The sequence below is a fragment of the Streptomyces sp. NPDC001700 genome, assembly GCF_053596435.1.
In genome coordinates this window covers 67,823-89,875 of sequence record NZ_JBSFGE010000014.1, presented here as the reverse complement: position 1 = coordinate 89,875, position 22,053 = coordinate 67,823, and the positions used below count along the sequence as shown (strand labels likewise).

Sequence of the window (22,053 nt, the reverse complement as noted above, 5' to 3'; positions counted from 1 at the left end):
TCAGGGACCCTTGTACGAACTTGCGTAGCGGCCGGACGTCCACCGTCCCAGGGGCGGGGCGCGGGTGCGAGCCCCTTGCGCCGCGCTCACACGATCGGGGGCGCTCCCTCGATCGGACGTCCGAGCAGGCCGGGGCGGCGCTGCCAGGGGCGCGGACCGGAGGGCGGCCGATAGCTCACGCCCAGCGCGTCCAGACGAGCGTAGTGTGCTTCCATGCGCCCCTCGAATTCCGCGAAGTCCCGCTCGGGCGGCGGCGGAAGGGCGGACCATACGGCCTCGGCGAAGGCGGCGAGACGGGGGAAGGCCTGGTAGTCGACCCGTCGCCGGTCCTCCATCACCTCGGTCCAGACGTTGGCCTGGGCACCCAGGACGCGTCTCGCCTCGTCTTCGGTGAGCTGTGGGGGAACCGGCTCGAAGCGATAGACGTCCTCCAGGGTGCGGACGTAGCCGATGGGGACCGGCTCGTCCTCGCCCGGGGCCTGCCGGTGGTCGAAGTAGACCTGTTGTTCGGGGCACATGACGACGTCGTGACCGGCCCGGGCCGCGGTGATGCCGCCCGCGTAGCCGCGCCATGAGGAGACGGCGGCGCCGTCGGGCAGCGGGGCGTGCGGCGCGCCGCCCTCAAGGATCTCGTCCCAGCCGATCAGCCGCCGGCCGCGCGCGGCGAGCCAGCGGCCGAAGTGCCGGATGAACCAGCTCTGCAGCTCGTCCTCGTCCGCCAACCCCAGCTCCCGGATGCGCTCCTGGGCGGCCGGGGAGGCCTTCCACTGCTCCTTGGGGCATTCGTCGCCGCCGAGGTGGACGAAGGCGCCGGGGAAGAGGTCCAGCACTTCTTCGAGCACGTTCTCGAAGAAGCGGAGCGTGGTGTCGGTGGGGGAGAGTACGTTCGGATTGATGCCCCAGGTGGTCCAGACTCCGAGGGAGGCGGTGTCGATGACGTCCGTATTGCCCAGCTCCGGGTAGGCGGCGATGGCGGCCTGGCTGTGCCCGGGGATGTCGATCTCGGGGACGACGGTGATGTGCCGTTCGGCGGCGTAGGCGACGATCTCGCGGATGTCGTCCTGGGTGTAGTAGCCGCCGTGGGGGCGTTCGTCCCACAGCGGGGAGGCGCGGTGGCCGAGCTTGGTGCGGGTCCGCCAGGCGCCGGTCGCGGTGAGTTCCGAGTAGCGGAGGATCTCCAGCCGCCAGCCCTGGTCGTCGGTCAGATGGAGATGGAGCACGTTGAGTTTGTGGGCGGCGAGCAGGTCGATATAGGCGAGCACGCCGTCCTTGGGCAGGAAGTGCCGGGCCACGTCCAGCATCAGCCCGCGCCAGCCGAAGCGGGGCGCGTCCTCGACGCTGAGCGCGGGCAGGGCCCATTCGCGCCGGTCGGGGTCGAGGGGCGCGCGCCGGAAGGCGTCCGCGCCGAGCAGCTGGCGCAGCGTCTGGGCGCCCCAGAACAGGCCCGGCTCGCCGCCGCCCTCGATGACGACCGTGTGGCCGTCGACCACGATCCTGTACCCCTCGGGGCCCAGCCGCTCCCGGAGCCCGGTGTCGAGGCCGAGCACGATGCCGCCGCTGCTGCCGCCGGTGTGCGGGGACAGCGGCAGGCCGGTGGCGGCCCCGACGGTGGCGCGCAGCCAGCGGGCCACGCGCTCGGCGCCGGGCCGGGCGTCGATCCGGGTGTCCTCGTCGAGGACGTGGCCCTCGCCGCCGCCGGGCGTGGGGGCGGCCCGCAGCGGTGCGGGCAGGAGGTCGGTGACGGGCTGCTGTGGCATCGCGTCAGTCCTTTACCGCTCCGCCGAGGCCGGAGACCAGGCGGCGCTGTACGAGTACGAAGAAGATCAGCACCGGGATGGTCATGATGGTGGACGCCGCCATGATGCCTCCCCAGTCGTTGCCCTCGTCCTTGAAGAAGACGAGGAGCGCCATCGGCAGGGTGGAGTTCTCGGTCGCGCTGATGATGAACGACTTGGCGAACAGGAAGTCGTTCCACGCGGAGATGAAGGAGAAGACGCTGGTGGCGACGAGCCCGGGGAGCACCAGCGGGAACAGGATCTGCCACAGGAAGCGGGCGCGGCTCGCGCCGTCCAGATAGGCCGCCTCCTCCAGGGATTCGGGGACGGCCTTGACGAAGCCGCGCAGCATCCAGATGGCGAACGGCAGCGAGAAGGCGATGTGCGGAAGGATCAGCGAGCCCAGGGTGTTGAGCCCGACCCCGGGCACGGCGTCGCCCAGATCCCGCATCAGGAAGAACATGGGGATGGTCAGTGCCTCGATCGGCACCATCTGCGCGACCAGGAACATCACCAGCAGCGTGGTGCGGAACTTGAAGCGGAAGCGGGTGACGGCGGTCGCGGCGAGGAAGGCGATGATCCCGGAGGCGATCACCACCGCCCCGGCGACGAGCAGGCTGTTGAGGAAGTAGCGGCCGAAGTCGTGCTGTTCGAAGACCCGCCGGAAGGAGTCCAGCGAGGGTGCGGAGGTCCACGGCCGGGGGTGGGCGGACTGGATCTCCCCGGCCGGTTTGAAGGCCGAGAGCACCATCCAGTAGAGCGGGAAGGCGACGACGACGGCCACGGCCAGGGCGGTGACCTCGGCCGCCAGCCGCCAGGGGCGGCGGATGAGCGGCCCGGTGCCGAAGAGGCTCACAGTTCTTCTCCCTGCCGTCGCAGCAGCCGCAGATAGACCAGGGTGACGGCGAGCAGGATCAGCAGCATCACCACGCCGATCGCCGAGCCCAGCCCGTACTCGGAGGACGCGAACGCCTCCTGGTAGGCGTAGACGTTGAGGACCATGTTCTGCCCCGCGGTGCCGCCGCCGTTGGTCATGACGTAGATCTGGGTGAAGACCTTGAAGTCCCAGATGATGGACTGGATCGTCACCACGACGAGGATCGGCCGCAGCATCGGGGCCATGATCCCGCGCCAGATCCGCCACGCGGAGGCGCCGTCGAGGGCGGCGGCCTCCAGCACCTCCGCCGGGATGGCCTTGATGCCCGCGTACACGGTGACCATGACGAACGGGAACGAACACCACACGATCTCGAACAGCACCAGGGCGAAGGCGCTGTAGCGCTCGTACGTCCAGGAGTAGTCATGGAAGCCGGAGAGTCCGACCCAGGTCAGGACCCGGTCGACGGGCCCGTAGTCGGGGTCGAACAGGAACAGCCAGACCGTGGAGCCCGTGACCGCCGGGGTGGCCCAGGCGCCGAGCGCGGCGAGCATCAGCGCCAGCCGGGGGATCGCCCGGACCCGGGTGAGCAGCACCGCGAGCGCGCAGCCCACCGCGAGGGTGGAGACGACGCACACGGCGGCGAAGACGACGGTGGTGAGGGTGACGCTCCAGAACTCGCTGTCCCGGAACAGCTCGGCGTAGTTGGCGAAGCCCTGGAAGCTGGTCGGCTTACCCCCGCTCACCTGGGCCTGGGTGTACTCCAGGAACGAGATGAGCCCGAGCTGGTAGATGGGATAGATCAGCAGCCCGCCGAGGACGGCGAGGGCCGGGGCGAGGTAGAGCCAGGGCGTCCGGCTCCCCCGCCCGGCCCGCCGCCGGGCGGCGCGCGCGGTCCGCCGGGGCGGAGGATTGCGGGCCGGTTCCGGCCCGGCGTGCTGGGTGATGGTCCCCGAGGTCACTTGCCGAATGCCTCGTCCATCTTCTTCGCCGCCTCGGAGGCGGCGGCGTCGACGCTCTTACGGCCGCTGATGATCTGCTGGAACATGGTCGGCAGCACCAGCTGGGAGTCGATGGCCGACCAGCCGGGCGAGGCGGGTACGAAGGTGGAGCTGGTGTCCAGCGTCTTCACGAAGGGCTTGACGAACGGGTCCTTGCGCGCGATGTCCCCGCGCACATCGGTGAAGGTGGGCAGGAAGCCCATGGCGTCGTAGAGCTTGGCCTGGGTCTTCTTCCCGGCCAGCCGCTCCAGCAGGTCGACGGAGAGCGAGCGGTGGGTGCTGCTCCTGAGCACGCCCAGGTTGTTCCCGCCCGCGAACGCCGGAGCGATGCTGTTCGGCTTGACGCCGGGCAGCGGCACGACCGCGTACTTGCCCTTGACCGACCCCGCCTCGATCGCCTGGTGGTTGAAGTCGCCGCCGATCGTCATGCCCGACTTGCCCGCGGCGAAGGCGGCCACGCTGTCGTTGCCGCCCCACTGGGCGCACTTGGCCGGCGGGCAGTTGTCGTCGGTGATGAGCGAGGTGTAGGCCTTGATGCCCTTCTTGGCCTCGGGGCCGTCGATGGCCGACTCGTACTCGTTGGAGCCGAACGCGCCCGTCTCGGTGGCCAGCTCGCCGCCGGCTGCCCAGATGAAGGGCAGCGCGCCGTAGGTGTAGGCGCCGCCGACCGAGAGGCCGTAGAGATCGGGCCGCCGCTCGCGGATCTCCTTCGCGGTCGCGATGAGTTCCTTCTGGGTGGTGGGCGGCTTGAGGCCGAGGTCCTTGAAGACGTCGGTGCGGTAGTACAGCGCCCGTACGCCGACGAACAGCGGCACGCCGTACACCTTGCCGCCCACGGTCACCGAGTTCTTGGCGGTGGAGTCGGTGTTCATCGCCTCGTCCCAGGCGCCGAACTCCTTGCTGATGTCGGCGAGTCCGCCGTCCTTCACGTACCCGGCCGTGTCGGTGTTCCCGTACTCGATGATGTCGGGGGCGCTCTTCGGGTCGTTGAAGGCCGCCTTGATCTTCTGCGCCCGGGTGTCGATGGGAATGTAGGTGACGTTCACCTTGACCCCGTCGTGCTGCTTCTCGAAGGCGGACACGACGCCGTCGACGACCCGCTGCTTCGGCTTGTTGTCGACCTCCTGGAAGAGCCAGACGCGCAGATTGCCGCTCTTGTCGTCTTCCTTGGCGCTGTTGTCGGAGGTGGAGGGCGCGCAGGCGGTGGCGGTGAGCCCGGCGACGATGAGCGCCACGGTGGGGGCGGCGAGGCGACGGGAGAGAGGGAGGGGTCTGGAGAGCTTCATGGAAACGCACCCTTAGGCAAGGGCGTTGCATATCATGCAACGCGTGTTTCGCACAGCACAATATGCGGCAGGCTAGGGTGCGTTTGCGGCCCGGACAAGAGGTCTCGACCAATCTTTGACCCAGAAGCCCCGGCCAGAAGTGAAGCCTTGGCCAGAAGTTTCGCGCCGGGAAAGCCCTCGTTACGAGTGCGTCAGCTTCTCTCCCGGATAGGCGGGCTCGGGATACGGCACGGCCTCCACCCGGGCGCCCGCCGCGGCCAGCCGCTCCGCCACCTGGCCCCAGTCCGGCCAGGTCTTCTCGATATGCCCCAGGATGCGGGCGCTCGGCACGAGGACGATCTCGCAGCCGGGGTCGTCCGCCCACTCCAGCAGCCGGGGCAGACCCGGCTGCGCGGCGGAGAGCACACAGCTGCCCGCGGGCCGGTAGCCGCGCTCCCCGGCCAGCCGCCCGCACTGCTCCAGCTGGGCGTCCCAGTCCTTGTCGAACTGGCGGTAGAGCCCGGCGCCTTCCCCGTCCGGCTCGTCGACCTCGCGCGCGCCGAAGACCAAGTACGCCGCCCGCGGCGCCCCGTCGTCCTCCGCCGCGCCCTGTGCCCCGTTCTCCGTACGCCCGCTCATGGGGCCGACCCTACTGGGATCACCCGCCGCGCGACACGGGGCCGAACGAAGCCGGACAGCGCGGCACGTCCGACCCGCGGCCCCCTCTCGGGCCACGGGTCGGACGTGCCGTCTACGCGAAGCTCCGGCGCGGCCGGACGGGCAGGCTACTTCTTGCCGTCGCCGCCCTTGCCGTCCTTGTCCTTGTCACCGCCGGCGCCCATGCCCTCGAAGATCTCCTTGCACATGGGGCACACCGGGTACTTCTTCGGGTCACGACCCGGGACCCAGACCTTGCCGCACAGTGCGACGACAGGAGATCCGGAGAGCGCGCTCTCCATGATCTTTTCCTTCTGTACATAGTGGGCATAGCGCTCGTGGTCGCCGTCACCGTGCGACACCTGAGGTGTCGGCTCAACGAGGGTCCCCGTGCCTGCCCCGCGCTCGGGCTCAAGAGTGCTCATACAGCCCTAGGGTACTCATGCCCGCGACGTGGAGCGGGTGCGCTCCCCGGCGGCCGACCGCCCCCGGACCGCCGCCAGATGCCTGGCCAGACCGACGGCCGCGACCCCGGCCGCCGCCCAGGGCAGCACGCTCCCGGACAGCCCCGCCGAGAGCGCGGCGCCGCCCAGCGCCGAGCCGACCGCGCTGCCCAGGTAGAGCGCCGAGTTGTTGAGGGCCAGGGCGACGGTGCCGCGCTCCTCCTTCAGCGCCAGCAGCCGGTGCTGCTGCGGGACCTGCAGCGCCCAGCCCGCGGCGCCCCAGATCACCAGCGCCGCCCCGGCGAGCAGCGGTACGGGGGCGAGCACGGGCAGCACCGCCTCGGCGGCCGTGATCACGGCCATGAGCACGCCGACCAGCGCCGCCACCCGGCCCGCACCGACCGCCCGGGCCGCCACGTCCACGAACCGCCCGATGAGGAGGCTGCCCGCGACCCCGCCCAGGCCCCAGGCCCACAGATACGGCGCCACCGCGTGCGCGCCGCCCGCCGACTCCAGCACCGGGGCGAGGTAGGTGTAGAGGCCCAGGCTCGCGACCGCCGCGAGGAACGACACCTGGACGATCGGGGCCACGGCCCGGTCGGTGATGGCCGTCAGCCGCGCCCGTACGGACACCGCGGGCGCGGCCGGGACGGTCGGCAGCAGCGCCGCGAGCCCGGCCAGCGACACCGCGCCCAGCCCGGTGACCAGCCACATCGTGGCCCGCCAGCCGGTGTGCTCGGCCAGCAGGACACCGAGTGGCACCCCGAGCACGGTGCCGCAGCTCATCCCGCCCATCACCACGGCCAGCGCCCGGCCGCGCCGCTCACCGGAGACCAGCGCGGAGGCGGCGGCGGTGGACATCGCCGAGTACACCCCGGCCCCGGCGCCCGCGATCACCCGCGCGCCCAGCAGCGCGCCGAGCGACGGCGCGAGGGCGGTCAGCGCGTTGCCCGCGGTGAAGACGGCGAGCGCCACCAGCAGCACCAGCCGCGGCCGCCCGCCGTGCGGCAGCCCGGCGACCAGGGGCGCGGCGATCGCGTAGGCGAGGGTGAAGACGGTGACCATCTGCCCGGCCAGGGACACCGTCGTCCCGATGTCGTCCGCGACGACGGGCAGCAGCCCCGCCATCACATATGCGTCCAGGCCCAGGGTGAACGACCCCAGGGCCAGCAGCCAGACCTTACGCACGACTCAACTCCCCTGATCAACCACAGTGACGCCGGAAACGTAGGCACTCTCCGGTTCACCGGGGAAATGCCGCCCGGGGCCGATCTATGCTCGGAGGACATGAGTGAACGGGACATCGACGCCCTCCGCCTGCGTCAGCTGCGCGCCTTCCTCGCGGTCGCCGAGGAGCGCAACTTCACCCACGCCGCCGACCGGCTCGGCATCGGCCAGCCCGCGCTGACCCGTACCGTGCGGGCGCTGGAGGAGACCGTGGGCGCGCGGCTGCTGGAACGCACCACCCGCCGCGTCGCCCTCACCGAGGAGGGCAGGGCGCTGCAGGCGGACCTCGGCCCGCTGCTGGCCCGGCTGGACGACGCGCTGCGCACGGTGGGCGGCCGGGCCCCGCTGCGGCTCGGCTTCACCTCGCTGCTGCCCGACCGCTGCTCCGCGCTCACCAGCGCGTTCGAGGCCGCCACCGGCGCCGGGGTGCGGCTCGTGCGCCGCGACGCGCCGCTGGCGGGGCTCACGGCCGGGGCGTGCGACGTCGCGGTCGTACGGGGCGAGGCGCCGCTCGGGGACGAGGTGCGCGCCCGGGTGCTGCTGCGCGAGGCGCGGGTGGCGGCGGTGGCCCGTACGGCGTCGGGCGCGGCGCTGGACGCGGTCGCGCGCAGGCGCGTCCTGGACTGGGCCGAACTGGCGCGGTTCCCGCTGGTGGTGAACACGGTCAGCGGCACCACCCGGCCCGAGCTGTGGCCCGAGGACCACCGGCCGCAACTGGCGTGCACGGCGGACAACTTCGACGAGTGGCTGGAGGCGGTCGCCGCGGGCCATGGCATCGGCGTGGTGTCGGAGGCCGCGGCGCGGCGCCACAGCCACCCCGGCATCCGGTTCCTGCGGCTGAGGAACGCCCCGCCGGTCACCGTGCGGCTGGCCATTCCGGCCCGTAGCCCGCACCCCCTGGCGGAGCGCTACTTCGCGATGGCGGAGGCCGCCTAGCGCCGGGCCCTAGTTGAGCGAGGGGTCGTCCGGGTACGTCGCGACCATCGCCAGCTCGCTGCGCTGGCGGCGCAGCACCGCACGCCACAGCCGCTCCGGGGAGGGCGACGAGACGTCCCCCGGCTCGGACTCCACCACGTACCACGCGCCGTCCGACAGCTCGTCCTCCAGCTGCCCCGGGCCCCATCCCGCGTACCCCGCGAAGATCCGCAGCGAGCCCACCGCGGCGGCCAGCAGCTCCGGTGGCGCCTCCAGGTCGACCAGGCCGATCGCCCCGTGCACCCTGCGCCAGCCGAGTGGCCCGGCGTCCTCGCCGCGCGCCGGGGTCCGGCCCGACTCCCCCGGCACCACGGCCACGCCCAGCGCCGAGTCCAGCGACACCGGTCCGCCCTGGAAGACCACCCCCGGCTCACCGGCCAGCTCGGCCCAGGACTCCAGGATGTCCCCGACGCCCACCGGGGTCGGACGGTTCAGGACCACGCCGAGGGAGCCCTCCTCGTCGTGGTCGAGAAGCAGCACCACCGCGCGGTCGAAGTTCGGGTCAGCAAGCGCCGGTGTCGCGACAAGCAGCCGTCCTGTGAGGGAGGACACCTCGGTCATGGCCACATGATCCCGCATATCCGGTCCGGACGGGGAGTGGAAGACGAGACCCGAATGAGAGCAGGTCGGGGCGTACGACAGCAGGAGCGGCGCACGTGACGGTCGGTTCTTGGGCCGGAACGGAGTGTGGTACGACACAATCCGATCGGATTCATGCGTGCAACAGCCTTACGGAGGCGCCCTCACGGGCCATTAGTCTTGCCTTTTGCCCCCTTGCCCGTCACAGGAACGCGAGACCAGATGACCCGCTCGAACGATGTCCTGCTCGTCCACGGTGGCACCCCGCTGGAGGGCGAGATCAATGTCCGCGGCGCGAAGAACCTCGTGCCGAAGGCCATGGTCGCCGCCCTGCTCGGCAGCGGTCCGAGCCGGCTGCGCAACGTCCCCGACATCCGCGACGTGCGGGTGGTGCGCGGACTGCTGCAGCTGCACGGCGTCACGGTGCGACCAGGTGACGAGTCCGGTGAACTGGTCATGGACCCCACGCATGTGGAGAGCGCCAATGTCGCCGACATCGACGCGCACGCCGGTTCCTCGCGCATCCCGATCCTCTTCTGCGGTCCGCTGCTGCACCGCATCGGCCACGCCTTCATCCCGGGCCTGGGCGGCTGCGACATCGGCGGCCGGCCGATCGACTTCCACTTCGACGTGCTGCGGCAGTTCGGCGCGACGATCGAGAAGCGCGCGGACGGCCAGTACCTGGAGGCTCCGCACCGGCTGCGGGGTACGAAGATCCGGCTGCCGTACCCGTCGGTGGGCTCCACCGAGCAGGTGCTGCTCACGGCGGTGCTCGCCGAGGGTGTGACGGAACTCTCCAACGCGGCCGTCGAACCGGAGATCGAGGACCTCATCTGCGTGCTGCAGAAGATGGGCGCCATCATCTCCATGGACACCGACCGGACCATCCGGATCACCGGTGTCGACAAACTCGACGGCTACAACCACCGCGCCCTCCCGGACCGCCTGGAGGCCGCCTCCTGGGCGAGCGCCGCCCTGGCGACCGAGGGAAGCGTCTACGTACGCGGTGCCCGCCAGCGCGAGATGATGACCTTCCTCAACACCTTCCGCAAGGTCGGTGGCGCCTTCGACATCGGCGACGAGGGCATACGGTTCTGGCACCCGGGCGGCAAGCTCAACGCGATCGCCCTGGAGACGGACGTCCACCCCGGCTTCCAGACCGACTGGCAGCAGCCGCTGGTGGTGGCGCTGACCCAGGCCTCGGGGCTGTCCATCGTCCACGAGACGGTGTACGAGTCGCGGCTGGGCTTCACCTCCGCGCTCAACCAGATGGGCGCACACATCCAGCTCTACCGCGAGTGCCTGGGCGGCTCCGCGTGCCGCTTCGGCCAGCGGAACTTCCTCCACTCGGCGGTCGTCTCAGGGCCCACCCGGCTCCAGGGCTCCGACCTGGTCATCCCCGACCTGCGCGGCGGCTTCTCGTACCTGATCGCGGCCCTCGCCGCGCAGGGCACCTCCCGGGTCCACGGCATCGACCTGATCAACCGGGGCTACGAGAACTTCATGCACAAGCTCGTGGAGCTGGGCGCCAAGGTGGAGCTGCCGGGCGGCGCCGACGCCGTCTGACGGGCTCTCCCGCGCTGTGTGGCGCGCCGCCCGGGCCACAAGCCCGTGAGCGGCCGCCACAGGCCGCCACAGGCCTCTGAGCAGCCGCCACAAGCCGCCACAGGCCCGTGAGCAGCCACCACAGGCCGTGAGAGACGGCGAAGGGCGGCCACCCGCACCGGGTGGCCGCCCTTTTGTTTGTCGCCAGGCGTGAGGCGCCAGGCGTCTTACTTGCCCTTGGCGGCTTCCTTCAGCTTGGAGCCCGCGGAGACCTTCACGCTGTAGCCGGCCGGGATCTCGATCGGCTCACCGGTCTGCGGGTTGCGCGCGGTGCGAGCGGCACGGTGAGTGCGCTCGAAGGTCAGGAAGCCGGGGATGGTGACCTTCTCGTCGCCCTTGGCGACGACCTCACCGGTCACCTCGGCCAGGGCCGCCAGAACGGCGTCGGCGTCCTTGCGGGTCACCTCGGCGCGCTCGGACAGAGCGGCCACCAGCTCACTGCGGTTCATGTTGTACTCCCGTGTTCATCTTGCCATTAGGCGTGAGATCGAAGCCGATGCTGCCAGGGCCCTCGGACAGTCCCCGGACCCGGGTCTGCTGTTTCAGACCCTCGCGCCCGGAACGCATCCTGCCCCCACCTGTGGCGGGAAAGCCAATCCGGAACCCCGGAGAGTCACACGAAAAGCGCCGTGGCGGTCGTTTTTCTGCCCGCCACCCTATGGCGGCCCCAGGTAGCCCAAGGGCCGCGACGCGCCGTGCCAGGCTCAGACCGCGGTGGTCCCGGTCACAGGCTTCGCCGCTTCACGCACGGCTCCGGCGACCGCCCCGGCGACCTTGTCGTTGAAGACGCTCGGAATGATGTAGTTGGCATTCAGTTCGTCGTCGTGGACGACATCCGCGAGCGCTCCGGCCGCGGCCAGCATCATGTCGGTGTTCACCGTACGGGACTGGGCGTCCAGGAGGCCACGGAAGACACCCGGGAAGACCAGCACGTTGTTGATCTGGTTCGGGAAGTCGGAGCGGCCGGTGGCGACGACGGCGGCGGTCTGGCGGGCGATCGCCGGGTCCACCTCGGGGTCCGGGTTGGCCAGCGCGAAGACGATCGCGTCGTCCGCCATGGCGGCCACGTCCTCGCCGGAGAGCACGTTCGGGGCCGACACGCCGATGAAGACGTCCGCGCCCCGCACGGCCTCGCGCAGGGTGCCCGTGACGCCGTCCGGGTTGGTGTTGTCGGCGATCCAGCGCAGCGGGGAGTCCGGGTCGGCGGAGACCAGGTCCTCGCGGCCGGCGTGCACCACGCCGTGGATGTCGGCGACGACCGCGTGCTGGACGCCCGCGGCGTTCAGCAGTTTGAGGATCGCGGTGCCCGCCGCGCCCGCGCCGGACATCACCACCCGGACGTCCCCGATCTTCTTGTTGACGACCCGCAGCGCGTTGGTGAGCGCCGCGAGCACGACGATCGCCGTGCCGTGCTGGTCGTCGTGGAAGACCGGGATGTCCAGGGCCTCGCGCAGCCGCGCCTCGATCTCGAAGCAGCGGGGGGCGGAGATGTCCTCCAGGTTGATGCCCGCGAAGCCGGGGGCGATGGCCTTGACGATCTCCACGATGGCGTCGCTGTCCTGGGTGTCCAGGCAGATCGGCCACGCGTCGATCCCGGCGAAGCGCTTGAACAGGGCCGCCTTGCCCTCCATGACCGGCAGCGCGGCCTTGGGGCCGATGTTGCCGAGACCCAGCACCGCGGAGCCGTCGGTGACGACCGCGACGCTGTTGCGCTTGATGGTCAGGCGGCGGGCGTCCTCGGGGTTGTCCGCGATGGCCTGGCAGACCCGCGCCACGCCGGGCGTGTAGACCATGGAGAGGTCGTCACGGTTGCGGATGGGGTGCTTCGACGACATCTCGATCTTGCCGCCGAGGTGCATCAGGAACGTACGGTCCGACACCTTGCCGAGCGAGATGCCCTCGATACCGCGCAGCTTCTCGACGATCTCGTCGGCGTGCGCGGTGGAGCTGGCCGCGATGGTGACGTCGATACGGAGCTTCTCGTGGCCGGAAGCGGTCACGTCGAGGCCGGTGACGGAGCCACCGGAGGACTCCACGGCCGTGGTCAGCTGGCTGACCGCGGTACCGCTCGCGGGGACCTCCAGCCGGACCGTCATCGAGTACGAGACGCTGGGCGCCGTTGCCATGACCGTCTTCCTCTGCTTTCCCTTGTGCCAGGTGTTCCGGGCCCGAACGAACGGGCCACGCCCTCGCATGGTTGCACCTACCTTCTGGTACGAGGTAACCCGGCCCGACTTTCGGACATATTGTTCTGACATACCGGGGGTGGGGTCAGCCGAGTGGAAAGCCCCACTCCTTCGCGGGAACGCCGGGCGAGGCGGGCCGTTCCCGCAGCCCACGCCCCTAGGCTCTGGCGCGCACAGCGCCGAACGACGTCCACCGGCGTCGAGGAACACGAGGAGCAGCGGGCATGGCTCAGGGCACCGTCAAATGGTTCAACGCCGAGAAGGGCTACGGCTTCATCGCCCAGGAGGGCGGCGGGCCGGACGTCTTCGTCCACTACAGCTCGATCAACGGCAACGGCTACCGCAGCCTTGCGGACGATCAGCGGGTCGAATTCCAGATCGTGCAGGGCCGCAAGGGGCCGCAAGCCGAAGAGGTCCGCGTCCTCGGGTGAGAACGCGGACCTCTTCGCTATGACGTTGTAGGTGGCACCGACCCGCCATGCTCGCCTCGCGGCAAGTGGTCGCTCGTAGCGACGATGGTTGGGCCCGGGGGCTTGGATCGAGCCGGTGCCACAGCAAGGCTAACAAACCATGCCCGGAAGCGATTCCCCGCCGGACGGCCCGATTTCGCGCCGTCCCCCGGTCGGCCGTCGGACGACCGTCAGTCGGCCCTGAGCAGGTCCGGGACGCCGTCGCGGTCCGGGTCGTCGCGCTCGCCCGGGACGACCGTCAGCCGCTGGGTCGCCCGGGTGAGCGCCACGTACAGCACCCGCAGCCCGGCCGGTGACTCGTCGGCGATCTCGGCGGGCGAGACCACCACCGTCGCGTCGTACTCCAGCCCCTTGGCCTCCAGGCTGCCCAGCGCCACGACCCGGTCGCCGAGCCCGGCCAGCCAGCGGCGGGCCTGCTCGCGGCGGCTCATGGCGACGACGACGCCGACGGTCCCGTCCACCTCGTCCAGCAGCCGGGCCGCCTCGTCGCGGACGTGGCTTCCCAGGTCGCCGTCCGAGTGCTCCGGGAGCGGCGCGAACCGCGGTACGGCGCCGGTGGAGCGGACCGCGCGGGGCGCGGGGGTGCCGGGCATGGCGAGCGCCAGGACCTTGGCGGCCAGGTCGGCGATCTCCGCCGGGTTGCGGTAGTTGACGGTCAGGGTGAAGCGGCGGCGCGGACGGGTGCCCAGCGCCTCGTCGCGGGACGCGGCCGCCTCGTCCGGGTCGGACCAGGAGGACTGGGCCGGGTCGCCCACCACCGTCCAGGTGGCGTGGCGGCCGCGCCGCCCCACCATCCGCCACTGCATGGGCGTCAGGTCCTGGGCCTCGTCGACGATGATGTGCGCGTAGTCCGTGCGCTCCTGCTCGGCCCGGTCCGCGCGGCCCCGGCGGGGCGCGCCGCGATCGGCGAACGTGGTCAGCTCGTCCAGCCCGGTCAGCTGGTCCAGCGGGTCGACCTCGCGGGGCCTGGCCGGGCGGGCCGGGGCGCCGAGGATGGTCTGCAGCTCGTCCAGCAGCGCCACGTCGTGCACCGACAGCGGACCCTTCCCGTCCGGGCCCAGCCGGTTCAGCGAGCGGGCCACCTGACGGGCCTCGCGCGGGTTCAGCACCCGCCGTGACCAGCGGCCGAGCCGCTTCTCGTCGGCCATCGCGGCGAGCACGGAGCGCGGGGTCAGCTCGGGCCACCAGGCGTCCAGGAAGTCGGTGAACGCGTCCTCGCTCGCGATGTCCTCGTCGAACCCCTCGCGCGCCTCGGCGGCCAGTTCCGGGTCCGTATAGCGCCGGGGGCCTCCCGTACGGGACCACAGCGCGTCCAGCAGCAGTCGGCGGGCGCGCGGGCGCAGCAGGTTGACGGGGGCGGTGCCGCCCAGCGCGCTCTGCCGGATGCCGCGCAGCTCCTCGGCGTCCAGCTCGACGCGGGCGCCGAAGGCGACGACCCGCAGCCGCTCGGGCGGTCCGCCGGGTCTCTGGCCGCCGGGCGCCTCGGCCACGTCGTCCAGGCTCAGCTGGCCGTCGGCGGCGGGGGCGGGAGGGGGTAGCTCCAGGGCGCCGCGGGCGGCCTTGCGCAGGACCCTCATCATGCGCGAGGAGCCCTTGATCCGGGCCACGGCCGGGGTGTCGTACGTGGTGGCCTCGGCGCCCTCGACCAGGGAGCCGACCGCGCGGATCGCCACCTGGCCCTCCTCGCCCAGCGAGGGCAGCACGCCCTCGGTGTACGCGACGAGCAGCGGGGTGGGGCTGACGACCAGGATGCCGCCCGCGTACCGCCTGCGGTCCTGGTAGAGCAGATACGCCGCGCGGTGCAGCGCGACCGCGGTCTTGCCGGTGCCCGGGCCGCCCTCGACCTCGGTGACGGAGGCGGCGGGGGCGCGGATCACCAGGTCCTGTTCGGCCTGGATGGAGGCGACGATGTCGCGCATGGTGTGGCCGCGCGCCTGGCCGAGCGCGGCCATCAGCGCGCCGTCGCCGACCACGGGCAGCACCTCGCCGCCGAGGGTCGCGGTCAGCTCGGGGCGCATCAGGTCGTCCTCGACGCCGAGCACCCGGCGCCCCTTGCTGCGGATCACGCGGCGGCGCACGACCCGGCCGGGGGCGACCGGGGTGGAGCGGTAGAAGGGGGCGGCGGCGGGCGCCCGCCAGTCGATCACCAGCGGGGCGTAGTCGGCGTCCAGCACCCCGATGCGGCCGATGTGCAGGGTCTCCGCGATCTCCGCGCGGTCCCCGGCACCGTTCTCACCGCCGTCGCCCGGCCGGATGGCGTCGTCGGCGGGTTCCACGGAGGTGTACGCACCGTCCGGGCCGCGCTCGCCGTCCTTGCCGAGGAGCAGATCGATGCGGCCGAAGAGGAAGTCCTCGAACTCGCTGTTGAGGCGGTTGAGGTGGACCCCGGCCCGGAACACCTGGGCGTCGCGCTCGGCGAGGGCGCCCGGAGTGCCGACCTGGCCGCGCTGGGCGGCGTCGTTCATGAGGAACTCCGCCTCGTGGATCTTCTCCTCGAGACGGCGGTACACGCGGTCCAGATGGGTCTGTTCGATCCGGATCTCGCGGTCCCGGACCCCGTCCCCACCGTCACGCGGCGGGGCCGTCCGGCTTTCGTGCGTGACGTTCCGCGTGGCGTTCTGCGTGGCGTTATGCGCGGCCACCCAAGCCCCCTTCTGTGTACATAGGGCAGCCGTCAACCGTACACCCACCTGTGCGCGCCACTCAGATACTGACCACTCAGATGTTGACTTCGGCGAGCCGCTGGCCGTCGAGGGTGCGGACCTCGAAGCGGGCGATGTCGCTCTCGTTCATCGCCGCGCCGCCCTGCGCGTACAGCGGCTCCTTGTTCCAGCGGGAGCCGTCGCCGTCCTTGATCCCGTAGCCCGCGCTGGGCACGGCCCAGGTCGTCACGGTCTCCTCGTGGCCGTCCTTGCCGATGGCGATCAGATCGCAGCTCTTGGGCCCCTTGAGGTTGCCCAGCTTGAGCGCGATGGAGGTGCCCCAGCCCTTCTGGGCGAGCGAGACCGAGGCGTCCACCTTGGTCTCGGGGTCCACCGAGCTGAACTTCTTGCCCTGGTCGTAGGCCGTCTGCGCCAGGTTGGCCGCGGCGACCGGGGGGTTGGCGCCGCCGCCGTCGTCGGAGCCCGAATTGACCGCCGCGCCCGCCAGCGGGCCGCCGACGATCATGAGGCCCGCGGCGGCGACGAGGAAGAGCCGCCTGCGGTTCTTCGTACGGCGGCTGACCGTCACCTCGTCGAGCAGCCGCCCCAGCAGCTCGGGCCCGGGGCGGGCGGTGAGGGTGGCGGGGTCGCGGACGGCCGTACCGTCCGTGTTGGTCGCGTAGTCCGACAGCAGTGGTGGGATGCCCATCAGCCCGTCCAGCTCTGCCGCACACCGCTCGCACCCGATCAGGTGCTCCTCGAAACGCGCCGCGTCGGGCGCGTCGAGGACGCCGAGCGCGTAGGCGCCGACGGCGGTGTGCTGCTGGTCGTCCGCTGTCGGCATCATGCCGAGACCCCCCGTTCCTCAAGTGAGAGCTTGAGCGAACGCAGCGCGTAGTAAACCCGGGATCGTACGGTCCCGGGCGGCACGCGCAGCACTCCCGCAGCCTCACTCACCGTCCGTCCCTTGAAGTATGTCTCGACTAGGGCCTCTCTGTGCGCATCGGATAGGTCATTCAGGGCATCGGAAATAGTCATCTGACGGAGCGCCCGGTCGATGTCATCCGCTGCGGGCATGACATGCAGGGGGGCCGCGTCGACCTCATGGGGGCGGGCCCGGCGGCTTCGGTGGCCATCGATGACGATGCGGCGTGCCACGGTAACCAGCCACGGGCGTACGGAGTTTCCGCTGCGCTGCAGCTGGTCGGCGTTGCGCCAAGCCCTTAAAAGCGTCTCCTGGACCACGTCCTCGGCGCGGTGCCGGTCGCCTGCGACCAGGCGCAGGACGAAGGCAAGAAGCGGGCCCGCATGCTCCGCATAGAGCGCGCGCATCAGCGCGTCGTCCGGTGTCGTCCTCTCGGTCACGAGGGCATCTTTGCGTACGCAAGGCGCTGGGTCGAGGGGCGTACGGGCTGGAATGATCCGCAGTTCATTCACAACCCTGTGACATTCCTCCCACTTCCGCACTGAACATTTCCCTAGACCCGACACGTACTTGAGGCCGAGAACCCGGCGCCGGGCGGGCGTCGGCCACCATAAAGGGCTCCCTCCCCAAACACCGCCCCGCAGGCCCCGGTCCCCCCATCCGGGGCCTGCGTCATGTCTGAAACTCGTTCATGTTTTGCTCGTGCTTTGGGTTTAAACGGCGTCTGTGGCGCGCCACGCGCTCCCGGTTGCCGCACAACTCACTGGAGCACCAACGGCGTCGGCGGCCCCGCGAGGTGTCCAGGTACAGCAGCGAGCAGCTCTCCCCCTCGCAGCGCCGCAACTGCCCGCGCGCGGTGGGGTCGGTGAGCAGTGCGACGGCGTCGCGGGCGATCTGGGCGAGCAGCGCCCCGCAGTCGGGGGCGACGGCGAGCCGGGCGACGAGGGTGCCGTCGGTGGCGCGTACGGCCCGTACGGCGGGCGGGGCGGTGGCGGCGAGCGCGTTCACCCGCTCCAGGTCCGGGCCCGCCGCCCGCCCTTCTACCTCCGTGTGCACGATGCGGTGGAGGAGGTCGCGGGCGGCGCGGAAGCGGGTGAGCCAGGCGGTGTCGACCGCGTCGAGCGCGGTGCCGCCGGGGATCAGGCCGGTGCCGAGCAGCCAGGCCCTGAGGGGTTCGACGCCGTCGAGGCGTTCCACGGGGGTCTCGGTGAGGCGTCCGTCGACGGTGGCCACCAGGTCCAGGCAGATGCGGCCGGAGTCGAACCGCAGGTCGAAGGCGTCCGCCGCCATGTTCCTGTCACCTCCAGGTGGACACCCACCCAGAGTGCCCGCCCGGGCCCCACCCCGGTAGAGCGCGTCACGGTGCCCGCGCTTCATTCCCCACCCCGCCCCTTCCCGAAACCGGGGCTCCGCCCCGGACCCCGCTCCTCAAACGCCGGAGGGGCTGGGATGTGGTTGTGGGCAATCGTTCCGCGGGGCGGAACGGGTGGGCACAACCCACCCACCGGCCCGCACCCGGCGACGATAGCGCGAGGGGCAGCACCCCACCCCGCACCCGGCGAACCGCTACGCGTCCGCGTACTTGGCGTCGGCCGCTGGGTCCAGGGCCAGCCGATAGCCCCGCTTCACCACCGTCTGGATCAGCTTGGGCGAGCCCAGAGCCGTCCGCAGGCGAGCCATCGCCGTCTCCACGGCGTGCTCGTCGCTCCCCGTGCCCGGCAGGGCCCGCAGCAGGTCGGCGCGGCCGACAACCCACCCCGGGTGGCGGGCCAGGGCCCGCAACAAGGCCATCCCGGCGGGCGGCACGGTCCGCAGCTCGCCGTCCACGACCACCGCGTGGCCACGGATCTCCAAGCGCTTCCCGGCGACGGGCAACGGCCGGGCCCGCGCGGGAAGTTCGGCGGTGAGCAGCTGCACCAGGGGCCCCAGCCGGAAGCGTTCGGGCTGGCGGGTGGGGATGTCCAGGGCCTCCAGCGGCTGCGCGGTCACCGGCCCGACACACGCGGCCAGCACATCCCGCCGCAGCGCGTCGAGCAATTCCTCCCGCAGCCCGCGCCGCTCAGCCCGCTCCAGCAGGCTCACGGCGGCCGGAGCGCTCGTAAACGTCACGGCGTCCACGGCACGCGCGACCGTCGCGTCCAGCAGCCGGTCGACGGGCGCGATGTCCTCCGGCGGCATCCACCGGTACACCGGCACGCCCACCACCTCCGCGCCCCCGGCCCGCAGCGACTCGACGAAGCCGGGCAGCGGCTCGCCGTGCAGCTGGACGGCGATGCGGCGCCCGTCGACGCCCTCCTCCAGCAGCCGGTCGAGCACCTCGGCCATCGACTCGGAGGCCGGGGACCACTTCTCGGTGAGCCCGGCGGCCCGTACGGCACCCTTCACCTTGGGCCCGCGCGCCAGCAGTTCGACGTCGCGCAGCCGGTCCAGCAGGGCGTCACCCAGCCCCCAGCCGTCGGCGGCCTCGACCCAGCCACGGAAGCCGATGGCGGTGGTGGCGACCACCACATCGGGGGCGTGGTCGATCAACTGCTTGGTCGCGGTGAGCAGTTCGGAGTCGTCGGAGAGCGGCACGATCCGCAGCGCGGGCGCGTGCAGGACGGCCGCGCCGCGCCGCAGCAGCAGGGCGCCGAGTTCATCGGCGCGGCGCGCGGCGGTGACGCCGACGGTGAACCCCGCGAGGGGTCCGACGGTCGGCGCCTGGTTGTGGTCTCGCTCCATGTGGCTCTGGCTCTCGTCCCGGTTCGGTGTCGTATGCGCGCCTTGAGGTGAGTCGTCATCCTGGCGCCGTCCCGTGACGGACGCGGTTCGCGGAGGTTTCCCGGGTGTAACGGGGCGTACGGTCACGGGCACGTCTTACGACCGTACGCCCCCGGACAGCCACCCGCGCCGTCACACATCCGCGTACGCGGGCTCCCGCGCCGTCCGCGCCTCCGGCGCCCCCGCACCCGCCCCCGTGGGCCGGGCGGCCGCCGGGGTGCGGCGGAGGTATACGGCCCAGGTCACGGCCGAGCACAGGGCGTAGAAGGCGAGGAAGGAGACGAACGCCGGGGTGCCGGAATGGGCGCTGCCGAAGGACTGCCGGAAGGCCAGGTTGATGCCGATCCCGCCGAGCGCCCCGACCGCCCCGATCAGCCCCATCGCCGCCCCGGACAGCCGCCGCCCGTAGGCTGCGGCCGCCTCGCCGGTGAGCCCCTGGGCCACCGCCTTGGCCTGGAATATGCCGGGGATCATCTTGTACGTGGAGCCGTTGCCGAGCCCGCTGAGGACGAAGAGGACGATGAAGCCGGTGAGGAAGACGGGCAGCGACCGCTGCGCGGAGGCGTAGACGACCACGAGCGTGGCGGCGGCCATCCCGGCGAAGTTCCACAGCGTGATCCGGGCACCGCCGTACGTGTCGGCCAGCCGCCCGCCGACCGGGCGGATGAGGGAGCCGAGCAGCGGGCCGATGAAGGTCAGCGAGGCGGCCTGCAGCGGGGTGCGGTCGAACTGGTTCTGCAGCACCAGACCGAAGGCGAAGCTGTAGCCGATGAACGAGCCGAAGGTGCCGACGTAGAGCAGCGACATGATCCACGTATGGGCGTCCCGCGCCGCCTCCCGGGCCGCCCCGCCGTCGTTCTTCACCGGCGCCAGGTTGTCCATGAACAGCGCCGAGAGGACCGCCGCGACCACGATCAGCGGGATGTAGACGGCCAGCACGATCCGCGGGTGGGAGGCCCCGGCCACGCCGATGACCAGCAGACCGATCAGCTGGATGACCGGCACGCCGATGTTGCCGCCGCCCGCGTTGAGCCCGAGCGCCCAGCCCTTCTTGCGCAGCGGGTAGAACGAGTTGATGTTGGTCATGGACGACGCGAAGTTCCCGCCGCCGACCCCGGTGAGCGCCGCGACCACCATGAACGTCGTGTACGAGGTGCCGGGCTCCATCACCACGGCCGCCACGGTCGCGGGCACCAGCAGCATCGCGGCGCTGATGATCGTCCAGTTGCGCCCGCCGAAGCGGGCCACGGCGAACGTGTACGGCACCCGCAGCACCCCGCCGACCAGGGTGGGCATCGCGACCAGGAAGAACTTCCCGGCCGGGTCGACCCCGTACTCCGGCCCCATGAACAGGACCATCACCGACCACAGGCTCCAGATGGAGAAGCCGATGTGCTCGGAGAGGATGGAGAAGACCAGGTTCCGCGTCGCGATCCGCTCCCCCTTCTCCCGCCAGAACGTCTCGTCCTCCGGATCCCACTCCTCGATCCAGCGGCCGCCCTTACGGGCGGCGGTGGTGGTCGGGGCAGTCATCACGCCTCCACGGTGCTCGATGTCGCTGCCGACCCTAAGGACACCGCATTACCGCCCTGTGGCAAGAGGTGACCGCCACGAAACCTTGCTCTCACCCGGGGGAGCGGGGCGCGGTGAGGGGTCCGACACCCACCCCGTGTCGTACGTTCCCGGTACCGTAAGCCCTGCAAGCCCCGCCCGCGCCGCCGGAGGATCGCATGAGCACCCAGCCGGATCACTCGTACGACCCGGTCATGGCGGCCATCGCGCGTCATCCCGCGCGCGCCGCCCGTCTTCGCGAGCTGGAAGCGCTGGCCGCGAACACGGACGACATCGTCCAGGCACGCGAGGCCATCGCGGAGATCGGCCGCATCCTGGACGCCGCGTTCGCCGAGGCCGGGGTAAAGCGAGGGGCAGGCGTGAGCGGAGCCGTGCCCCGGTGCAGCCCCAACGGTGCATCCGTACACCGACCTGCCCGGAGGACCGCATGAGCGCACATCCCGTCGAACCGCCTTTCGGTAGCGCCATCCCCCGGCCGGAGCGGTCCCCGGAATCGCTGCGCCTCGCCCTCGCACGGGTCGCGCCCCACCGCCTCGGCGAGATGGAGACACAGAAGAACGAGGCGTTCGCGCTGGCGGCCGAGCACAACAACCTGGGCCCGATCCACCAGTGGCTGACCATCTGGGCAGGCGAGGTCGAGATCGAGCGCCGCCCGGACCTGGCCGCGCGACGTCGCAATGCCGAGCACGCCGTCCACACCCTGGACAGGGACGCCCCCGCGTGGCGCTCCGCCATGAAGGAACTCCTGGCCGTCGTGAACGAAGCCCGGGAAGCGACCGCGTGAGCTGGTCGTGGGAGTACGAGCCCAGCGAAGAGCACGTCGCGGGCGGCGCCCCGCCCGCGCTGATCGCCGAAGTGGAGAAGAAGGCGGACGAGCTGGTCCGAGCGGCCGCCGCCCTGTACCTGGACGGCACTGCCTACCAGGGCTCATCGCCACGCGGCGAGAACCACCTCGTACCCGGCGGCATGTTCGTCTGCCAGGTGATCCCGCGGCTGGAGCGCGTCTTCATCCTGCAGGTCACGGCCTGGTGATCGTCACCGCCTGACCTGCCGCCCGGCCGGGGCGGCAGGTGGGCTTCCTCCCGTGCGCCTGA

The 22,053-nt window shown here is 71.6% G+C and carries 22 protein-coding genes; 6 read left to right on the top strand and 16 right to left on the bottom strand.

Features of this window, described 5'->3' with window-relative positions; translation table 11 throughout:
• Positions 1 to 86: 86 nt before the first annotated feature.
• The 7 genes from ACWC5C_RS25355 to ACWC5C_RS25325 all read right to left on the bottom strand — a co-directional run bounded on the left by ACWC5C_RS25355 (position 87) and on the right by ACWC5C_RS25325 (position 7,206).
• Positions 87 to 1,757 (bottom strand): beta-N-acetylhexosaminidase, encoded by a 1,671-nt coding sequence (locus ACWC5C_RS25355; RefSeq protein ID WP_450878832.1) that lies wholly within the window; start codon positions 1,755 to 1,757, stop codon positions 87 to 89.
• A 4-nt stretch (positions 1,758 to 1,761) separates the two neighbouring features.
• Positions 1,762 to 2,631, bottom strand: coding sequence for a carbohydrate ABC transporter permease (locus ACWC5C_RS25350; protein ID WP_450878830.1), 870 nt, complete (start codon positions 2,629 to 2,631; stop codon positions 1,762 to 1,764).
• Positions 2,628 to 3,614, bottom strand: a complete 987-nt coding sequence (locus ACWC5C_RS25345) for a carbohydrate ABC transporter permease (RefSeq protein ID WP_450878828.1) — start codon at positions 3,612 to 3,614, stop codon at positions 2,628 to 2,630. The genes ACWC5C_RS25350 and ACWC5C_RS25345 overlap by 4 nt, the downstream gene beginning before the upstream one ends.
• The gene (locus ACWC5C_RS25340; protein ID WP_450878826.1) at positions 3,611 to 4,939 is read right to left on the bottom strand and encodes an extracellular solute-binding protein; all 1,329 of its coding nucleotides are present in this window, start codon (positions 4,937 to 4,939) and stop codon (positions 3,611 to 3,613) included. The genes ACWC5C_RS25345 and ACWC5C_RS25340 overlap by 4 nt, the downstream gene beginning before the upstream one ends.
• A gap of 180 nt (positions 4,940 to 5,119) precedes the next feature.
• Positions 5,120 to 5,557, bottom strand: a complete 438-nt coding sequence (locus tag ACWC5C_RS25335) for a hypothetical protein (RefSeq protein ID WP_450878824.1) — start codon at positions 5,555 to 5,557, stop codon at positions 5,120 to 5,122.
• A gap of 146 nt (positions 5,558 to 5,703) precedes the next feature.
• On the bottom strand, positions 5,704 to 6,000 hold the full coding sequence (locus ACWC5C_RS25330; RefSeq protein ID WP_079152402.1) for a DUF3039 domain-containing protein: 297 nt from the start codon (positions 5,998 to 6,000) through the stop codon (positions 5,704 to 5,706).
• Positions 6,001 to 6,015: 15 nt separating this feature from the next.
• Positions 6,016 to 7,206: an MFS transporter gene (locus tag ACWC5C_RS25325; protein ID WP_450878822.1), complete on the bottom strand. Its 1,191-nt coding sequence runs from the start codon at positions 7,204 to 7,206 to the stop codon at positions 6,016 to 6,018.
• 99 nt (positions 7,207 to 7,305) lie between these two features.
• Between ACWC5C_RS25325 and ACWC5C_RS25320 the strand changes: the two genes are divergently transcribed.
• Positions 7,306 to 8,181, top strand: coding sequence for a LysR family transcriptional regulator (locus tag ACWC5C_RS25320; RefSeq protein WP_450878820.1), 876 nt, complete (start codon positions 7,306 to 7,308; stop codon positions 8,179 to 8,181).
• A 9-nt stretch (positions 8,182 to 8,190) separates the two neighbouring features.
• Here ACWC5C_RS25320 and ACWC5C_RS25315 read toward each other — a convergent pair whose 3' ends face one another.
• Entirely contained in the window at positions 8,191 to 8,781 is a 591-nt protein-coding gene (locus ACWC5C_RS25315; RefSeq protein ID WP_385436909.1) for a YqgE/AlgH family protein, read from the bottom strand.
• A 240-nt stretch (positions 8,782 to 9,021) separates the two neighbouring features.
• On the opposite strand from ACWC5C_RS25315, the gene murA reads away from it, so the two are divergent.
• Positions 9,022 to 10,365, top strand: a complete 1,344-nt coding sequence (gene murA / locus ACWC5C_RS25310; RefSeq protein WP_450878817.1) for a UDP-N-acetylglucosamine 1-carboxyvinyltransferase — start codon at positions 9,022 to 9,024, stop codon at positions 10,363 to 10,365.
• Positions 10,366 to 10,571: 206 nt separating this feature from the next.
• Here the strand turns inward: murA and ACWC5C_RS25305 are convergent, their stop codons facing one another.
• On the bottom strand, positions 10,572 to 10,853 hold the full coding sequence (locus ACWC5C_RS25305) for an HU family DNA-binding protein (protein ID WP_009717479.1): 282 nt from the start codon (positions 10,851 to 10,853) through the stop codon (positions 10,572 to 10,574).
• 255 nt (positions 10,854 to 11,108) lie between these two features.
• The gene (locus tag ACWC5C_RS25300; protein WP_450878815.1) at positions 11,109 to 12,530 is read right to left on the bottom strand and encodes a malic enzyme-like NAD(P)-binding protein; all 1,422 of its coding nucleotides are present in this window, start codon (positions 12,528 to 12,530) and stop codon (positions 11,109 to 11,111) included.
• Between the two features lie 284 nt (positions 12,531 to 12,814).
• Between ACWC5C_RS25300 and ACWC5C_RS25295 the strand changes: the two genes are divergently transcribed.
• On the top strand, positions 12,815 to 13,021 hold the full coding sequence (locus ACWC5C_RS25295; protein WP_009717477.1) for a cold-shock protein: 207 nt from the start codon (positions 12,815 to 12,817) through the stop codon (positions 13,019 to 13,021).
• A 209-nt stretch (positions 13,022 to 13,230) separates the two neighbouring features.
• Here the strand turns inward: ACWC5C_RS25295 and ACWC5C_RS25290 are convergent, their stop codons facing one another.
• From ACWC5C_RS25290 to ACWC5C_RS25265, 6 genes are all read right to left on the bottom strand, one after another.
• The gene (locus tag ACWC5C_RS25290) at positions 13,231 to 15,702 is read right to left on the bottom strand and encodes a HelD family protein (RefSeq protein WP_450878812.1); all 2,472 of its coding nucleotides are present in this window, start codon (positions 15,700 to 15,702) and stop codon (positions 13,231 to 13,233) included.
• A 76-nt stretch (positions 15,703 to 15,778) separates the two neighbouring features.
• Positions 15,779 to 16,549: an anti-sigma factor family protein gene (locus tag ACWC5C_RS25285; RefSeq protein WP_450878810.1), complete on the bottom strand. Its 771-nt coding sequence runs from the start codon at positions 16,547 to 16,549 to the stop codon at positions 15,779 to 15,781.
• Positions 16,546 to 17,067, bottom strand: coding sequence for a sigma-70 family RNA polymerase sigma factor (locus ACWC5C_RS25280; RefSeq protein ID WP_385436903.1), 522 nt, complete (start codon positions 17,065 to 17,067; stop codon positions 16,546 to 16,548). Before ACWC5C_RS25280 ends, ACWC5C_RS25285 begins: the two co-directional genes overlap by 4 nt.
• 232 nt (positions 17,068 to 17,299) lie before the next feature.
• Positions 17,300 to 17,917 (bottom strand): CGNR zinc finger domain-containing protein, encoded by a 618-nt coding sequence (locus ACWC5C_RS25275; protein ID WP_450878808.1) that lies wholly within the window; start codon positions 17,915 to 17,917, stop codon positions 17,300 to 17,302.
• A 276-nt stretch (positions 17,918 to 18,193) separates the two neighbouring features.
• Positions 18,194 to 19,348 (bottom strand): uroporphyrinogen-III synthase, encoded by a 1,155-nt coding sequence (locus ACWC5C_RS25270; protein ID WP_450878806.1) that lies wholly within the window; start codon positions 19,346 to 19,348, stop codon positions 18,194 to 18,196.
• A 171-nt stretch (positions 19,349 to 19,519) separates the two neighbouring features.
• Entirely contained in the window at positions 19,520 to 20,920 is a 1,401-nt protein-coding gene (locus tag ACWC5C_RS25265) for a nitrate/nitrite transporter (protein WP_450878804.1), read from the bottom strand.
• Between the two features lie 197 nt (positions 20,921 to 21,117).
• Between ACWC5C_RS25265 and ACWC5C_RS25260 the strand changes: the two genes are divergently transcribed.
• Genes ACWC5C_RS25260 through ACWC5C_RS25250 form a run of 3 tightly spaced genes read left to right on the top strand, consistent with a single transcriptional unit; the run spans position 21,118 to position 21,991 of the window.
• Positions 21,118 to 21,390, top strand: a complete 273-nt coding sequence (locus tag ACWC5C_RS25260; RefSeq protein WP_450878802.1) for a hypothetical protein — start codon at positions 21,118 to 21,120, stop codon at positions 21,388 to 21,390.
• Positions 21,387 to 21,743 carry a hypothetical protein gene (locus ACWC5C_RS25255; protein WP_450878800.1) on the top strand — a complete coding sequence of 119 codons (357 nt, stop codon included), beginning with the start codon at positions 21,387 to 21,389 and terminating at the stop codon, positions 21,741 to 21,743. Before ACWC5C_RS25260 ends, ACWC5C_RS25255 begins: the two co-directional genes overlap by 4 nt.
• Positions 21,740 to 21,991, top strand: a complete 252-nt coding sequence (locus ACWC5C_RS25250; protein ID WP_385436894.1) for a hypothetical protein — start codon at positions 21,740 to 21,742, stop codon at positions 21,989 to 21,991. Before ACWC5C_RS25255 ends, ACWC5C_RS25250 begins: the two co-directional genes overlap by 4 nt.
• Positions 21,992 to 22,053: the final 62 nt, after the last annotated feature.

Coding starts and splice junctions, on each gene's coding strand:
- ACWC5C_RS25320 (WP_450878820.1), top strand. CDS start 7,306: ATGAGTGAACGGGACATCGACGCCCTCCGCCTGCGTCAGCTGCGCGCC.
- ACWC5C_RS25265 (WP_450878804.1), bottom strand. CDS start 20,920: ATGACTGCCCCGACCACCACCGCCGCCCGTAAGGGCGGCCGCTGGATC.
- ACWC5C_RS25355 (WP_450878832.1), bottom strand. CDS start 1,757: ATGCCACAGCAGCCCGTCACCGACCTCCTGCCCGCACCGCTGCGGGCC.
- ACWC5C_RS25295 (WP_009717477.1), top strand. CDS start 12,815: ATGGCTCAGGGCACCGTCAAATGGTTCAACGCCGAGAAGGGCTACGGC.
- ACWC5C_RS25260 (WP_450878802.1), top strand. CDS start 21,118: ATGAGCACCCAGCCGGATCACTCGTACGACCCGGTCATGGCGGCCATC.
- ACWC5C_RS25330 (WP_079152402.1), bottom strand. CDS start 6,000: ATGAGCACTCTTGAGCCCGAGCGCGGGGCAGGCACGGGGACCCTCGTT.
- ACWC5C_RS25335 (WP_450878824.1), bottom strand. CDS start 5,557: ATGAGCGGGCGTACGGAGAACGGGGCACAGGGCGCGGCGGAGGACGAC.
- ACWC5C_RS25285 (WP_450878810.1), bottom strand. CDS start 16,549: ATGATGCCGACAGCGGACGACCAGCAGCACACCGCCGTCGGCGCCTAC.
- ACWC5C_RS25270 (WP_450878806.1), bottom strand. CDS start 19,348: ATGGAGCGAGACCACAACCAGGCGCCGACCGTCGGACCCCTCGCGGGG.
- ACWC5C_RS25275 (WP_450878808.1), bottom strand. CDS start 17,917: ATGGCGGCGGACGCCTTCGACCTGCGGTTCGACTCCGGCCGCATCTGC.
- ACWC5C_RS25305 (WP_009717479.1), bottom strand. CDS start 10,853: ATGAACCGCAGTGAGCTGGTGGCCGCTCTGTCCGAGCGCGCCGAGGTG.
- ACWC5C_RS25255 (WP_450878800.1), top strand. CDS start 21,387: ATGAGCGCACATCCCGTCGAACCGCCTTTCGGTAGCGCCATCCCCCGG.
- murA (WP_450878817.1), top strand. CDS start 9,022: ATGACCCGCTCGAACGATGTCCTGCTCGTCCACGGTGGCACCCCGCTG.
- ACWC5C_RS25315 (WP_385436909.1), bottom strand. CDS start 8,781: ATGACCGAGGTGTCCTCCCTCACAGGACGGCTGCTTGTCGCGACACCG.
- ACWC5C_RS25340 (WP_450878826.1), bottom strand. CDS start 4,939: ATGAAGCTCTCCAGACCCCTCCCTCTCTCCCGTCGCCTCGCCGCCCCC.
- ACWC5C_RS25300 (WP_450878815.1), bottom strand. CDS start 12,530: ATGGCAACGGCGCCCAGCGTCTCGTACTCGATGACGGTCCGGCTGGAG.